We start from the raw sequence: 15,459 nt of genomic DNA, 5'->3' as shown, positions 1-15,459 counted from the left end.
TACTCCTCTGATCTTTATAAGTAAAGACGGGCCTTTACTTAGTCATTAAAGATCACATTTTGATAACATTTCCACAAAACCACTTGATTCAGCATTAGAATAAAAGCTCTTTTAAAAACCAATGCAAGGAACACGCATGGAATCGTTACTGAAAGACTTTCCGGTCATCACAGAAATTCCGGTCGCTTGGGGTGAAATGGATGCTCTCCAACACGTCAATAATGTGGTTTACTTTCGCTACTTTGAAACCGCAAGGCTCGACTACTTTGAGCACATCAATCTTCTCGTCAACCTAAGCCAAAGCCATATCGGCCCTGTATTGGGCGAAACAAGCTGCCGCTATAAAATGCCCATCACCTATCCAGACACTCTGATGATAGGGTCTAAAGTCGTCGACATTCAGGAAGACAGATTCACTATGGAGTATCAGGTTGTGAGCAAGAAAGTAGGTAAAGTCAGTACCGTAGGGCGCGCCACCTGTGTGATGTTTGATTTTAAAAGCAATTGCAAAGCAAACTTACCTGAGCAAATCAAACAGTCCATTTTAAGTTTAGAGGCGACGGCAGAATCCTAATACACCGCTTGACCTTACCCCTAGGGGAAGCTTTATGCTAGCCGAGTTATCGTCATTTTAGGTTACGTATGGGCTTCCCTTCGATTCGTAAATACTGGATTCTATTTATCAGCATGAGCGCCATGTTGGTATCCAGTTTTGCTACTAGCGAAACCCTAATGACGTTCGAAATGCTCAGCGATTCCGGTGGCAAGCAGGCTCACTGTGGCATGGCAATGAACATGAGCCCAGCGCTGACAGATTCTTCAATTCCATCAGACCATTGTGAGACCAGCGAAGAGATGGTTCATAACTGTTGTAGCGTGATGTGCGCAACGGTTTTCGCCCCCATTCCCCGAATTGATAAACCTCTACTAATCTCGACTCAGTTGGCTCTGATCCATTCAGATGTCCAAGGTCAGGTCATTACCCGTTTAAGCTCACTCTATCGCCCTCCGATAGCGTAATCCGTTCTCTGTTATCGACTCCCAGCCTATGGCTTTGGGAGATGGTTTTTCGTGCCTGTCAGGCACTCGGAAACGGACAATAAAGTGAAAATCAAACCAAGGATTCTGGCGCTTTCTGTCAGCGCCGCGGTCTGGTTTGCGCCTGTATCAGCAAGCAACTTGCAAGAGCAGACTCACCAGCCGCAAGCTGTGCTATCACAATTGATCAGCATGGCACTCAACAACGACAGCAATCGAAAGCAATATTTTGCTCAGTCACAAGCTTTGCGCGAGACCGGCGTTGCCAGTGCCACGCTAATGGACCCCAAAATCAAAGTTGGCTTTGGTGGCCTACCTGTAGACAGCTTCAAATTCGACGAAGATCCGATGACGAACATTTCCGTCGGATTGATGCAACAATTTGAGCGTGGCTCGACACTGGAGTTACAACAAAAAAAAAGCAATCAACAAGCGGATGGCGTCGGTTTACAAATCGATGCCCGAGAATTGGATGTCATTAATAGCATGACCCAACTCTGGCTTGAACTGGGTTATCAGCAGCAGGCGAAAACCAACATGCTGGAAAACCGTCGTTTGCTTAAAGAAATGGAGAGCTTCATTCAGACCAACTATTCGATTGGTAAAAGTGAAGCTCAGGATCTGCTCAATGCTCAGCTTCAAGTAAGCAAACTGGATGAGAAGCTTCAGGCTAATCAGCAGATGCAACATCGCTTGATGGCACAGCTTTCAGAATGGTTGGGAGCCAATTGGTCTGAACAGATTCAGAACGTCAGCGCATCCAATCAGCTTAACTGGGCCAAGCTCGACCAACAGCTGAACGAGAACCTAGCAAACTCCGAGTATTACCAGCAGCTCAGCCTGCACCCAATGGTACAAATGGCCAGCCAAACTATATCCACTTCCGAAACTCAGGTTGAAATTGCACAGCAGGCTTATCAGCCTCAGTTTGGTGTTGAAGTCATGTATGCCTATCGTCAGGCCAACGGCATGATGGGAGAACCCGCATCAGACCTGGTCAGTGCCTATCTGACCATGGACATTCCTCTGTTCACGGGAAACCGTCAGGATAGAAATCTCGCTGCGGCCCAATATCAGGTCGGCGCGGCCAAGTCCCAGAAAGACACGTTACTGGCTCAGATGAATGCCAAAGTCAACGCCTTACTTGTCGACCGAACCAATTTAGCCCAACGACTAGAACGGTATCAGTCCACCCTTCTTCCTCAGGCCAACGCACGAATTCGTGCGGTTGAGCGAGGTTATCAGAACAACACGTCTCAGTTTAACGATGTCATTACGGCCTCTGCCGATGAACTTGCTCTGCAACTCGAACAGCAACGTCTGATTGCAGATTTAAACATTGTGAACAGCAACTTAGCTGCCCTACTGGACGGTTTTGATTATCAAGTTGAGCCAGTCACTTTGGCTCAAGGCGAACAAGAATAAGGTATCTGACATGAAAACATTACAAATCGCTGCTATCGCTCTGTTGGTAGGAGGCGCACTGGGCTATTCCACTAATCATTTTCTAGCTGGGTCTAGCATGGGAATGGACGCCAAGGCTGAGTCTGGTTCTTCTGATTCTGCTGAACCTCTCTACTGGGTTGCTCCGATGGACCCGAACTACAAGCGAGATAAGCCCGGTAAGTCACCAATGGGCATGGACTTAATTCCAGTTTACGCCGAAGACATGGCGGGAGAGCAAGATAAACCCGGAACCATTACGATTGATCCTTCGGTAGAAAACAACCTCGGCGTCAAGTCCGAACCCGTTACCCTAGAACCTCTCTCCCCCCGCATTGAAACGGTCGGTTACATCGCGTTTGATGAAAGCCAGCTGTGGCAAACCAACGTACGCGTCGCGGGTTGGGTTGAAAAACTGTTCATCAATGCGATCGGTGAAAAAGTCAACAAAGGCGATGTGCTGTTTACGCTCTATTCACCTGAGTTGGTGAAAGCGCAGGAAGAGTTACTTAATGCCTCTCGAACAGGTCGAACTGGCTTAGTCAAAGGTGCCACTGAACGACTCGTGACACTAGGTGTAGACCGTGCACAAATTAAAGCGATTCTAAAACGCGGTAAAGCGTCACAAACCATTGAAATAAAGGCACCAGCTAACGGTGTGATTGCAAGTTTGAGCATTCGCGAAGGGGGTTATTTGTCACCCGCGCAAGCAGTGATCAGCGCTGGCCCACTGAACAATGTTTGGGTAGACGCAGAAGTGTTCGAGCGTCAGGCGCAATGGATTAAAGCTGGCAGTGAAGCCTCGATGACATTAGATGCGATTCCGGGCAACGAATGGCAGGGTAAGGTCGACTACGTCTACCCGATTCTTGATCCTAATACTCGTACTCTGCGCGTCAGACTTAAATTCCCTAATCCAGATGGCGAGCTCAAGCCCAATATGTTCGCCAACATTGCTCTTCAACCTGTCAGTGAAGAGTCGGTACTGACTATTCCTAAATCTGCGGTGATACGTTCAGGCGGCATGGCTCGTATCGTTCTGGCAGAAGGCCAAGGAAAATACCGCTCTGCTCGCATCGAAACAGGCCGTGAAGCCGGAGATCGGGTTGAAGTTTTGCAGGGCTTAACCCAAGACGATCAAGTGGTGACTTCCGCACACTTTATGCTCGACTCTGAATCCAGCCAGTCTGCCGACCTTGCGCGCATTAATGGTGTTGAACCCGATAAGGAGACCGTCTGGGCGAAGGGAGAGATCACCGATGTCATGGCTGATCATGGCATGTTGACGATCAACCACCAGCCGGTACCTGAATGGGATTGGCCGGGCATGGTCATGAACTTTACTCTCGCCAAAGACGTCGATGCGAGTGCGTTCACAACAGGCCAAAGCATAGAGTTTGAAATGCAAAAAACCGAGTCTGGCCAGTACAAAATTGTCGACTACAAAGTGGATGACTCTGTTGTTGCTGGTGAGCTTTGGTTGCAAGGCGATATTTCTATACTGATGGCCGACTTTGGCATGATCACCTTAAACCATCTCCCTGTCGCAGAGTGGAACTGGCAGGCCGGTGAGATGAACTTCTCCGTTGGCGATGAAGTGGATCTATCGGGTTTTGAGGAAGGTCAGCGCGTTCGATTTCTAGTTGAACGACAAGGTGCAGATTACCTGCTTAAGCAATTGGCAACGGATGAGGGCTAACGATGATAAATGCAATTATCCGTTGGTCAATCAGTAATAGACTCCTAGTATTGATTACCACCTTAGCTATTGTTTTGGCTGGTCTTTACAGTGTAAAGAATACGCCTGTAGACGCAATTCCTGACTTATCGGATGTTCAGGTTATCATCAAAACCAGCTATCCGGGTCAAGCCCCTCAGGTGGTCGAGGATCAGGTCACTTACCCATTAACCACTGCCATGTTGGCTGTACCCGGTGCAGAAACCGTCAGGGGATACTCTTTCTTTGGGGATTCCTATGTCTACATCATCTTTAATGATGACACCGATATGTACTGGGCTCGCTCGCGCGTGCTGGAGTACCTCAGCCAAGTCGCTCCAAACCTGCCTTCGAATGCCAAACCAACATTGGGGCCGGATGCTACTGGGGTTGGCTGGGTTTACAGCTATGTTCTTCAGGATAAAACCGGACAACACGATTTAGCCCAGTTACGCAGCTTGCAGGATTGGTTCCTCAAATACGAACTCCAAACCGTTGATGGAGTATCGGAAGTCGCAACCGTAGGTGGTATGGTCAAGCAGTATCAGGTCCAGATTGACCCTGCCAAACTGCGTGCTTACAACCTGACATTACAGCAGGTAAACAACGCGATTCAAAACGGCAATCAGGAGACAGGTGCCTCCGTGATTGAGGTCGCTGAAGCCGAACACATGGTGCGCACCACAGGTTACCTGACTAGCATCGAAGATATCCGCTCACTGCCACTTAAGGTAACCGAAAAAGGCACCCCGCTTCTGTTGGGTGATGTTGCGGATATTAACCTTGGCCCACAAATGCGTCGTGGTATTTCTGAGCTCAACGGTGAAGGGGAAGCCGTTGGTGGCGTGATCGTGATGCGCTTCGGAGAAAATGCCAGTGAAGCGATCGCCAAAACCAAAGCCAAACTGACCGAGCTGCAACGCAGCTTGCCTGAGGGAGTCGAAATCGTACCAACGTATGACCGCTCTACGTTGATCGACTCTGCGGTAGAAAACTTATGGAAGAAACTGGCTGAAGAGTTCATCGTGGTTGCGATTGTCTGTGCTTTGTTCCTGTTCCATATCCGCTCATCTCTGGTAATCGCTTTGAGCTTACCGGTGGGTATTCTGACTGCGTTTGTGATCATGCACTGGCAAGGGATTAACGCCAACATCATGTCATTGGGCGGTATTGCCATCGCCATTGGAGCCATGGTCGATGGCGCAATCGTGATGATAGAAAACGTTCACAAGCACATTGAACGCACTCCACTCACCGATAAGAATCGCTGGCAAGTCATTGGCAAGGCTGCAGAGGAAGTCGGCGCACCGCTGTTCTTTTCTCTGCTAATCATCACGTTGAGCTTTGTTCCTGTGTTTGCTTTGGAAGGTCAGGAAGGGAAAATGTTCTCACCACTGGCATTTACCAAAACCTACGCCATGGCAGCGTCTGCTGGCTTAGCGATTACGCTAGTGCCTGTTCTGATGGGTTATTTCATTCGTGGCAAAGTGCTCCCAGAACACAAAAACCCAGTCAACAAAGGGTTAGTCTCGCTTTACAAACCCTTGCTCAACCTGAGCCTGAACTACCCTAAAACCATGATCGTCATTGCGATGGGGCTTATGGCATCGGCTTACTACCCAACCAGTAAGCTTGGCAGCGAATTCATTCCTCCACTCGATGAGGGTGATTTGATGTACATGCCGACCACCTATCCGGGCATCTCGATTGGTAAAGCACGCGAGCTGTTACAGCAAACCAATAAGCTAATTAAGAGCGTCCCTGAGGTTGAAACAGTATGGGGGAAAATCGGACGCGCCGAAACCGCAACCGACCCAGCACCATTGACCATGATTGAAACCGTCATACAGCTGAAACCTCGCGAACAATGGCGTGAAGGTGTAACCACCGAATCGCTGCGCAAAGAGTTTGACGATTTAGTGCAGTTCCCCGGGCTAACTAATGCGTGGGTCATGCCAATCAAAACTCGCATTGACATGCTGGCAACCGGCATTAAGACGCCTATTGGGATCAAAATTGCAGGCCCTGATCTTAACGTCATTGAACAAATAGGGGCAGAACTGGAGCCTATTCTCAATCAGGTCAATGGTACGGCGTCTGTTTATGCTGAGCGTGTCGCCGGTGGACGCTACGTCACCATCGATATTAAACGTCGCTCTGCCGCTCGCTATGGCCTCAATATAAAAGATGTGCAACGCGTGATATCCACTGCAGTAGGAGGCATGAACGTTGGGGAAACCATAGAAGGGCTGGAACGCTACCCGATTAATGTTCGATACCCACAGGACTACCGTGATTCAGTGGTGAAATTACAGAACCTACCTCTGGTTACCCCAAATGGCGCTCGTATCGCACTGGCTGATGTGGCTGATATTCGTTACGAAGACGGCCCACCGATGATCAAAACAGAAAACGCTCGCCCTAATGGCTGGGTATTCGTTGATATCGATGGACGAGATCTCGGTTCGTACGTTGCCGAAGCACAGCAAGTCGTGGCTGATCAGCTCAATCTGCCCGCTGGCTATTCTCTGGCTTGGTCAGGTCAGTATGAATATATGGAACGCGCGAAAGAACGCTTAAGTGTCGTGGTACCGATAACTCTGGCGATCATTATGCTGCTGCTTTACTTCAGCTTCCGTCGCATTGGCGAAGTGCTAATCATTATGATGACTCTCCCTCTCGCGATGGTGGGTGGCTTATGGCTGATGCACTACCTCGGCTATAACTTCTCGATTGCCGTTGGGGTCGGCTTTATTGCCCTCGCGGGTGTCGCCGTCGAAATTGGCGTCATCATGCTGGTGTATCTCAACCAAGCCTGGCACTACAAAAAGCTGGATGCCCAAGAGCAGAATCACGCCATTACTTCCGATGATCTGTCGATGGCGATACGAGACGGCGCAGGTCTCAGAGTTCGACCTGTGATGATGACAGTTCTGACCGTCATCATAGGTCTTGTGCCAATCATGTACGGCGAAGGTACGGGCTCTGAAGTCATGCAACGAATCGCTGCCCCTATGATTGGTGGAATGGCATCGGCGCTGCTACTCACGCTTCTGGTACTACCGGCCATTTTCAAATTGTGGAAACAAAGAGAAATCTCACGTCACTCATAACCATAGAACCATGTCCCCGTAGCTCAATGCTTCGGGGCACCCTACTACTTAAGGAAACAATGATGAAAAAAACAATTCTGGCACTTGCACTGACTCTGGCTAGCACTCAAATTCTCGCTCAAATGGATCACTCGTCCATGGATCATTCCAAAATGAATATGGAAGGTATGGACCATTCGAAAATGATGGGCGATATGAAGGGAATGGACCACTCACAAATGAACATGGACGAGATGTCCGAAGTCGGTATGCCTGCCAAAGGAGCTAAACCGGACAAAGTGGTCCACGTGATCCTAGACGATGATATGAGCATTACATTCAAAAAAGAGGTGGATATCGAACCAAATGACGTGGTCCAGTTTGTGGTCATGAACAAAGGGAAAATCGACCATGAGTTTTCCATTGGCTCAGCGCAAGAGCAACTCAAGCACCGTGAGATGATGAAAAAAATGGGCAACCACGCTCATGATTCTGGCAGTACAGTGACGGTTGCTCCGGGCAAAGCCAAGCAGTTACTGTGGCATTTCCATGGTGACAACAACGTTGAGTTTGCCTGCAATATCCCAGGGCATGCTGAAGCTGGCATGGTCAAATCAGCGGTATTGTAACGCTCCCAAGCCTGCCAGCTGTCGCTGGCAGGCCATCTGACGTCAGTCAAAGTGCTTCATCGGATATAAAGTGCCAGCTTTGGGTTGCTGTAAGTGACTCGGTAACGCGATAACTTCATCAAAGCCCGCTAACGTATAAACTTTTTCGGAATTAGGAATATTATTCTTTCCTTCTCTTAGATGTGCCACGTTGTTACGGTAAATCAGATTCTCAGCTCCCGGAGCTTGATGCTTGCCCAACTCCCCAGTCGCAATCAAAGGCCAATGATGGCTCCACGGTAACTGAATCAGGTTGTTTTCAACTAAATTTTTCCCACCATCGCCATTGTGAAAGTTGACATCCACTTCAAGGTGATTGTCATAAACCACATTGTATTTAGCTTGCTGATGCAGAGTAACATGGCGAATTTTTCGCACCCTCTCGTTCGTCACTAAAATGTACTGGCCGCGTATATCGTAATAACAGTGACCATTGATTCCCTTGTTGTAGCAGCGGTAGATATCATTACCGCGAAATGTCAGGTGTGAGGTATCGCTAGCTGCAAAGATGGGATTCGTCCCTGCTTCCAACATGCGGGTATCTTGTACCCAAGAATCATGACTCTTTTCAGAAAACTTAACCAAGCCGACATAGAGGTTTGGGTCTGATATAGGTTTGTTTTTGTCTCCAGAGCGAGCCACCTTTACATCATTGGTAAATAGCCACGCAGATTCAACATGAGGCTCATCGAAATTGTTTCTATCTAGAGGCTCAAATCCGTCAACCGCAAGCTGAATCGTCATGTTCTCCAAACCCGCCCCAGAAACACCCGAGAATTGGAAAGCAAATCTATCTGTACCATAGCCTTGCCAAGTATTACGCATGGTTACCAGAACTTGTGTCTCTATTTTGCTGCTGCCGCGCAATACTACGTTTGAGCGCATCTCCACCGTTTTAGCCAGCCGATAAATACCCTCTTCCAGTATTATTGTTCCTCCGCCAGCACGCGCCACTTTATCAATTGCTGTTTGAATATCGTCCTTAGGCGTTATCTTCGCAACCACTCGTTCAGGATCAAAACACGGAATTCCACCTCTGACTCCAGCCTTGGCCCATTCGATGCTCAGCGGAAATCGTTCGTCATACCGGCTGACATCAAACTGCCAATTCGCATCTCCAACCCGACTGCCCGCAGTGCACGCCGCCCAAGCAGATGGCCACATTATCAGGCTCAAAGTGGTTATAAGGAAAAGAGACGCTCGACGTAATACCGTAAACGAGAAGAGGATAGACATACTTTAACTCTGTTCAAAGTTGATCTTCTGAGCATAGAGACAAAACGAAGCAATCATTAATAGTTAACAATGATTAACCTTTAAGTAGGTCAAAGGGGTTTTCTAAAAAATCAAAAGAAGTAAATAAAGAAAAAGCCATGTATCTTAGACACGTGGCAAAACAAAAAGTGAATGGCAGTGGATTATTCGCTTCTTGCGTTTTATAGCCCCCAAGTTCAGGAGCTAATACGTAAAGTTTAGACGAAATAGTTGTGTGATTCATAGACATCATTTCAACTATACTGGATGTCTATGGACAGAGAAATTCAACAAAGACTACAGTGGGTAAAGATATATGAAGAGTCTGGTGACGCAGGCTTCGTATGTCGTCGATGTGGTATTTCTAGGCCAACATTACGGAAGTGGGCAAATAGATATAAACAGGACGGAATCGCTGGTCTGGAAAGCCAGAGTAGACGGCCTCATTCTTCTCCTGATACCAAAATTACGGATGAATTGAGAGTATTGATCCTTGGGATGCGTGTGAAACGTAATCTAGGGGCGCGGCGCTTGCAAACAGAACTAATTCGGCTTCACCAAATACACCTAAGCACAGCAACAATCCACAAAGTACTATCAAAAGCTTCCGTACAGCCGATAGTAACTTACCGACGCAAAAAGGGCTTCCAAAGGTACGAACGCCCAATTCCTGGTGACAGAGTTCAGATGGATACTTGTAAAATAGCACCTGGGATTTACCAGTATACTGCCATTGATGACTGCTCTCGCTATCGGGTTCTAAGGTGCTATTCTCGGCGCACAGCGGCAAATACAGTCGATTTTATCGAATGTGTAGTGGATGAGATGCCATTCCCTATTCAACGCATTCAAACTGACAGGGGGCGCGAATTCTTTGCCGATAAAGTCCAGAAGCAACTTATGATTTATGGCATCAAGTTTCGCCCCAACAAGCCTGGTTCTCCTCACTTGAATGGCAAAGTTGAACGCTCTCAGAAAACAGATAAAAGTGAGTTTTATCCGACTATTGGTGTTGGTTTGGAAGAGCTTGATCTGTTGCTATCTGAATGGCAGCACTACTATAACTGGGAACGACCACATAGCTCTCTAAAAGGGCTAACACCAATAGAAAAGGTTACAGAACTATCTGACCAAACACCTTTATCTGAAGAGGTATATCAGCATTATCGGATATGGAAAGAGAGGTTCCAAGAGCAGAATTACAAACTCGATCTTCAGATAAGAAAATTGAAACCATCTCTATGAATCACACAACTAAATCTATGCTAGTTTTGGTTGAAAGCCACCATATAACATGGCTTTCAACCACTAAATGGCTCTATTCTTGTTTTTCATCGAATATTGTCTCCTGTTTAACAAATGACTATTAAGTCTCTGCGCTTGGCCACATCTCCTACATTAAAGCTAACCCAAAAATCATTGCCGAACTTCGAATTCAAAACAACACTTTGCTGTATCGCTATACCATGGCTACCTTAAACCGAAAGAATCGCTTGCAATTCATTCTCAATAAGGCTGCAGATTACACCTGATAAAACGCTACCCTTCGTCTCTTCGTGACGCATCAACCAAACATCCTGCAGCAATCCTTGCTCAGGTAGTACTCGGTATAAACCTGCTCTTTCAGCGGCAAAACAAGGTAGTACTACAACCCCGGCGCCATCCTTACTTGCGAGAAGTTGAGATTGCATATTGTCAAAAGACAAGGTGGGGGAGCCTCCCTGAGTCAGCTGGTTCATCCATTGAGCAGGAAACGTGTACTGCAAGCTATTGTCCCAGCCGATCAATCGGTGATAACTCAAGTCTCCTAAGCATCCGATTTTTTCAGAGCCACTCCGGTACGGTTCACTACAATAAAGACCATACTCAAGCTTCCCTAGTCGTCGAATAACATATCTGCCAGTTTCAGGTCTCGTAAGACGGACGATTATATCAGCTTCTCGGCGTGCAAAATCGACTGGAACAACACTGGTAGAAATGTTCAATTGTAAGTCAGGGTAGTGATTCTGCAATTGAATCAACTGGGACTGAAGTACCTGCTGCCCGACTAGCTCTGGTAAGGCAATTCTAAATGATGATTGATGTCCTTTAGCGTTATACCTTTCCATAGCAACAAGGTGCTCTTCAGCTTTTTCAGCTAAAGCAAAAAAATGCTCTCCAACCTCAGTCAATGTGTATCCATCTTTACCACGAGAGAAGAGTGTCGCATTTAGACTATTTTCTAGTTCGACCGCTTTACGATGGATAGTTGAAGTACTGACACCTAGCAATTTAGCACTTCGCCCCAATCCACCTGTTCGCCCGATTGCTAACAGTACTTTGCTGTCATCCCAGTTCATACCCTTCCAAATTTAGAAAACGTGTTTGCATTGCTGGCTATAGTAACTGCCAAAACCATATCCATACAATATAGAAAAACTAAGCAACAATGAACGTACTTCACTAATCAAAGCCAACTCATATGAGGTGAATAAAGAATGAAATTCATTCAGACAGATACTGCTCCAACTCCAAACGGCCACTACAATCAAGCAAGTGTGGTAGGGCAAAGCCTGTACATTTCAGCACAACTACCCCATGAAAACCTTCTGGGCCCTTCTTCACAATTAGAAGAGGCGATTCCTGCTCAAACACATTCAGTCCTAGAGAGTTTGCTGGCGATCACACACTCTGCAGGAGGCGATGTAACCAACTTGGCATTCGTACGTTTCTACACAACCGACCTTCGTTATTGGCCACTGATAGATAAAGCGTTCGCAACATTCATGGGGAACCATAAACCAGCTCGAAGTGTAATCATAGTTTCAGCAATTAAGCAGAACTTTTTAGTTATGGCGGAAGCGACTTCAGAGCTTCCTAAGGAGTAAATTATGGTGACTATTAATGTTGTTGACGCATTTACCACCGAAGTTGGTAACGGAAATCGAGCAGGTGTTGTACTGACCGCGGATGGACTTAACACTCAACAAATGCAGGACATAGCAGCCTTTGCTGGTTATTCTGAGACTGCCTTTGTACTTTCCTCCAAGGCTAATGATCATGACCTCCATATTCGATACTTTACGCCGACAAAAGAAGTCCCTATATGTGGTCACGCTACCATTGCGGCTCATTTCTTGCGAGCAACTTCGGGCCACCACTCAGAATATCCGCTAACAGCAAAAACAGGAGCAGGGCTGTTACCCGTTGCACTGTCTGGCAGCGGATTAAAAATGCGAGTATCGATGACTCAAAGCCTCGCTAAATTTTATCCTCCCTTTAACTCAGAGCTGCGAGACGAACTTGCTAATGCTATGGGTATTAGCAACACTGACTACGATGACCTTCCCATACAGGTTGTATCTACTGGGCACTCAAAAGTCATTATCCCATTGGCTAGTCGCTCTATCCTCAATAATTTGAGACCAGATGCAGATGCACTAGCCAACCTTAGCGCTAAGATCGGCTGCAATGGTTTTTTTCCTTTTGTATTGGAAGGAGATAAGTCAAACCCAGTAACATTTGGTCGTATGTTCGCCCCCGCTATTGGCATTTTAGAAGACCCCGTAACTGGAAATGCCAATGGCCCAACTGGTGCCTACCTAGTGCACCATGCATTAATTGAGTGTGAACAAGAGACACATTACTGGGGGCACCAAGGGCACACATTGGGAAAACCAGGAAAAGTACGTGTTTCAGTAAAAAAGGAAGGGACCGAATTGAAAATCCAAATAGCAGGGCATGCCGTATTGGCTGAAACACGCAGTTACTTTGCCTAACTTTAAACCAAGTGATGCAAATTGGCTCGTAATCGACGAGCCAATTTGCAACCAATATTATCAATAATTGATTAATACAAACTATTGCGAGCTGACCACAGACAGATGACACTAGTTTCGATAAACCTAAAGAGTAATCGGACGCTACTTGCTGTACTTGGAGAACGCTTACTGGTCATCGCCACAATTCCTTTGTCCAATGTCCGCTGACTGACATCCAAAAACGCAAATTTGCGCCTCATTTTAGTAAAACTGGACACACATTCGCCTCAGTTTTTGTGATTGTCGCTTACCCAAATCTATTGAACAGCGAAACAATTACTCTAGAACTCCGTTTGTTTGATTAAGGTAACTTATGACACTTCAGAAAAATCGCTCCGCCGTAAAAGGCGTCCGCTGGCTAGCGAAACTAATAACTCGCTTCCAGAAGCTACCATCCCGTATGACACCAGCACCATTTCAACTGCTGGAGATAAGTTCTCAGTTTTGGAAATCCAGAGCATTGTATACAGCAGCACATTTAGATATCGCCACCATCTTAGACGATAAAACACTTCCTATAGACGCTTTAGCTCAGCAAACCAAATGCGACCCAAATTATCTCTATCGCGTTTTAAGAATGCTTGCCTCCATAGGAATATTTAAAGAAATCTCTCCTAAGCATTTTGCTAACAATGAAGTATCTGTTTATTTAGGTCGCCATGAGAATTCAGTTAGGTCAATGATAATGATGCATCATTCAGCTGAAATGACTGCTCCTTGGTTCGATACCTTCAACGACGGACTTGAAAAAAGCCAAGCACCTTTTGAGCTTAAACATGGTGTTCCTCTCTTTGAATACATGGACCAGAACAAAGAGTTTGATGAACTATTTTCACAAGCAATGGATGAGGTGGAAGCTATAGGAAGCGATAGCTTTGCAACTGACTTTAACTGGGATTCCTTCGACCGACTAATCGACCTAGGAGGCTCAAAGGGCAGTAAGGCTCTTGCGATACTCAGGTCCACTAGTAACATTAATGCTCTAGTCGTAGACCGAGAGCACATTACTAATCAGGCACGCAATTATTGGAAAGGCAAAGAGAGCGACTCCATAGTCAACAGGCTCACATTTGAGAGTGGTGATATCACCGAACATATCCCTCCTTCAGAAAGTAATAAAGATATCTACTTTCTTTGTGGTGTACTTCATGCTTTTAATGATGAAAGTGCTAGTAAAATACTTAGCAAAGTGTCCGCACAATGCCACATTACGGGAGCAAAACTCGCAGTAATGGATCTGATCGTTCCTTCTGTTGATGCCGACTTTATGTCTTGCTCATTCGATCTACAGATGATGATGGGAACCTCAGGTTTAGAGCGCACCGCCGAACAATGGGGCTCATTGTTTTCTACGAACAATCTAGTAGTAGAGGAAACAATTCAACTTCGACCTTTTGGCAATATTATGGTAGTTGGAACAAAGTAGTGACATTAGCAGGCAGTAACCTTTATTAGGAAACTGCCTGCTTTAGATACAACTCCAAGGGTTCGAAATCCTGTCGCGAATAGAAATTCAACTACTCGTTAACTAAATTTCCCCCAAACTGCTAATTTGGACAATGAACAGAAGCCAAGTTTAGCTAACATGCTCAGTTCTTCTTTGTCCCCGTAACCAACAATAGGCAGTTGGGGTATTGATCGACTCACTTGACTTAGCAGCCTCGCAATCAATTCGTCAGTACCCCAGAGATTATAGATTCCTATTGATGCATCAGTAACAAACAGCGTCAACCCAGCCGACAGATCACCGTGCCGACACAAATGAAATTCAACGGCTGGATTATCTACAATAGAGGGTGGGTAAACGAGGCTCTGAAAATCACCTTGCCAAGCTTTTTCCCATTCGACTAATTGCTCTGCACACGCAATTTTGTGCAAAGAGAAATCTTCTGCTTCTGAGGCTTCACACGATTGCTCCAAAACAAAATCACAGGCGTACCACTGAGCCTCAAACAACTTTTCAAATCCCTTATCGTCAAGATGAAGTGCGTTAAACGAATCTTTCACAAAATAGGGGCTCAAAGAGCACATAGTGTTTAACACTAATTTTTCATTCGCGGTCAGATCCTTGGTAACCAAATTAGGGAAATATGGTGGCATAGGATGCTCAGCCCACCACAGTTCTTCCGTTTCATCGGAGGCAACCTTCGAGCTTGAAGCAACACACTTACACCAAGCTACATTGTTTAGTATGGCTAAAGATAACATTTCACTATCAGACTTGTTCATATCTACTCCTCATGTACTTCCAAGCAACGCACCACTAATGATGGATTTCCAAACAACTTAGGGCAATTCAGAACAGACAGAAGTAACAATACGCCTTGTTCCCTAAATTGAGTATTTAACATAGAAGAGAGAACATATACTTCCATGCATCGCGCTGGCTGTTCCTAACTAATAAAAAGGCAACCTGTTTTATGGCTGCCTAACATACATTTATCCCG

Annotated in this window: 13 protein-coding genes; 10 read left to right on the top strand and 3 right to left on the bottom strand. The window is 46.2% G+C overall.

Annotated features, from left to right (window positions below; all coding sequences use genetic code 11):
• Nucleotides 1-136: 136 nt before the first annotated feature.
• From IX95_RS05490 to copI, 6 genes are all read left to right on the top strand, one after another.
• On the top strand, nucleotides 137-574 hold the full coding sequence (locus tag IX95_RS05490; RefSeq protein ID WP_038157520.1) for an acyl-CoA thioesterase: 438 nt from the start codon (nucleotides 137-139) through the stop codon (nucleotides 572-574).
• A gap of 68 nt (nucleotides 575-642) precedes the next feature.
• Nucleotides 643-1,020 (top strand): hypothetical protein, encoded by a 378-nt coding sequence (locus IX95_RS05485; protein WP_038157517.1) that lies wholly within the window; start codon nucleotides 643-645, stop codon nucleotides 1,018-1,020.
• Nucleotides 1,021-1,071: 51 nt separating this feature from the next.
• The gene (locus IX95_RS05480) at nucleotides 1,072-2,463 is read left to right on the top strand and encodes a TolC family protein (protein ID WP_038157514.1); all 1,392 of its coding nucleotides are present in this window, start codon (nucleotides 1,072-1,074) and stop codon (nucleotides 2,461-2,463) included.
• 10 nt (nucleotides 2,464-2,473) lie between these two features.
• A complete protein-coding gene (locus IX95_RS05475; RefSeq protein WP_038157511.1) occupies nucleotides 2,474-4,180 on the top strand; it encodes an efflux RND transporter periplasmic adaptor subunit in 1,707 nt (568 codons plus the stop codon).
• A 2-nt stretch (nucleotides 4,181-4,182) separates the two neighbouring features.
• Nucleotides 4,183-7,311 (top strand): efflux RND transporter permease subunit, encoded by a 3,129-nt coding sequence (locus tag IX95_RS05470; protein WP_038157510.1) that lies wholly within the window; start codon nucleotides 4,183-4,185, stop codon nucleotides 7,309-7,311.
• Nucleotides 7,312-7,373: 62 nt separating this feature from the next.
• Nucleotides 7,374-7,919: a copper-resistant cuproprotein CopI gene (gene copI, locus IX95_RS05465; protein WP_038157507.1), complete on the top strand. Its 546-nt coding sequence runs from the start codon at nucleotides 7,374-7,376 to the stop codon at nucleotides 7,917-7,919.
• A gap of 42 nt (nucleotides 7,920-7,961) precedes the next feature.
• Here copI and IX95_RS05460 read toward each other — a convergent pair whose 3' ends face one another.
• Nucleotides 7,962-9,122: a hypothetical protein gene (locus tag IX95_RS05460; protein WP_235202583.1), complete on the bottom strand. Its 1,161-nt coding sequence runs from the start codon at nucleotides 9,120-9,122 to the stop codon at nucleotides 7,962-7,964.
• A gap of 363 nt (nucleotides 9,123-9,485) precedes the next feature.
• On the opposite strand from IX95_RS05460, the gene IX95_RS05455 reads away from it, so the two are divergent.
• Complete coding sequence (locus IX95_RS05455) at nucleotides 9,486-10,457, top strand: IS481 family transposase (protein ID WP_038157502.1); 972 nt, start codon at nucleotides 9,486-9,488, stop codon at nucleotides 10,455-10,457.
• 230 nt (nucleotides 10,458-10,687) lie between these two features.
• Here IX95_RS05455 and IX95_RS05450 read toward each other — a convergent pair whose 3' ends face one another.
• Nucleotides 10,688-11,551: a LysR family transcriptional regulator gene (locus IX95_RS05450; RefSeq protein ID WP_038157498.1), complete on the bottom strand. Its 864-nt coding sequence runs from the start codon at nucleotides 11,549-11,551 to the stop codon at nucleotides 10,688-10,690.
• A gap of 138 nt (nucleotides 11,552-11,689) precedes the next feature.
• Between IX95_RS05450 and IX95_RS05445 the strand changes: the two genes are divergently transcribed.
• The 3 genes from IX95_RS05445 to IX95_RS05435 all read left to right on the top strand — a co-directional run bounded on the left by IX95_RS05445 (nucleotide 11,690) and on the right by IX95_RS05435 (nucleotide 14,438).
• Complete coding sequence (locus IX95_RS05445; RefSeq protein WP_038157495.1) at nucleotides 11,690-12,079, top strand: RidA family protein; 390 nt, start codon at nucleotides 11,690-11,692, stop codon at nucleotides 12,077-12,079.
• A 3-nt stretch (nucleotides 12,080-12,082) separates the two neighbouring features.
• Nucleotides 12,083-12,970 carry a PhzF family isomerase gene (locus IX95_RS05440; RefSeq protein ID WP_038157492.1) on the top strand — a complete coding sequence of 296 codons (888 nt, stop codon included), beginning with the start codon at nucleotides 12,083-12,085 and terminating at the stop codon, nucleotides 12,968-12,970.
• Between the two features lie 355 nt (nucleotides 12,971-13,325).
• Nucleotides 13,326-14,438 (top strand): methyltransferase, encoded by a 1,113-nt coding sequence (locus IX95_RS05435; protein WP_038157491.1) that lies wholly within the window; start codon nucleotides 13,326-13,328, stop codon nucleotides 14,436-14,438.
• Nucleotides 14,439-14,536: 98 nt separating this feature from the next.
• On the opposite strand, the gene IX95_RS05430 is transcribed toward IX95_RS05435, so the two are convergent.
• Nucleotides 14,537-15,241, bottom strand: coding sequence for a hypothetical protein (locus IX95_RS05430; RefSeq protein ID WP_038157489.1), 705 nt, complete (start codon nucleotides 15,239-15,241; stop codon nucleotides 14,537-14,539).
• Between the last annotated feature and the right edge of the window lie 218 nt (nucleotides 15,242-15,459).

The organism is Vibrio sp. B183 (assembly GCF_000740665.1).
In the GTDB taxonomy this organism is placed as follows: domain Bacteria; phylum Pseudomonadota; class Gammaproteobacteria; order Enterobacterales; family Vibrionaceae; genus Vibrio; species Vibrio coralliilyticus.
The sequence above is the reverse complement of the archived record's forward strand: the minus strand, read 5'-3'. Positions and strand labels throughout refer to the sequence as shown.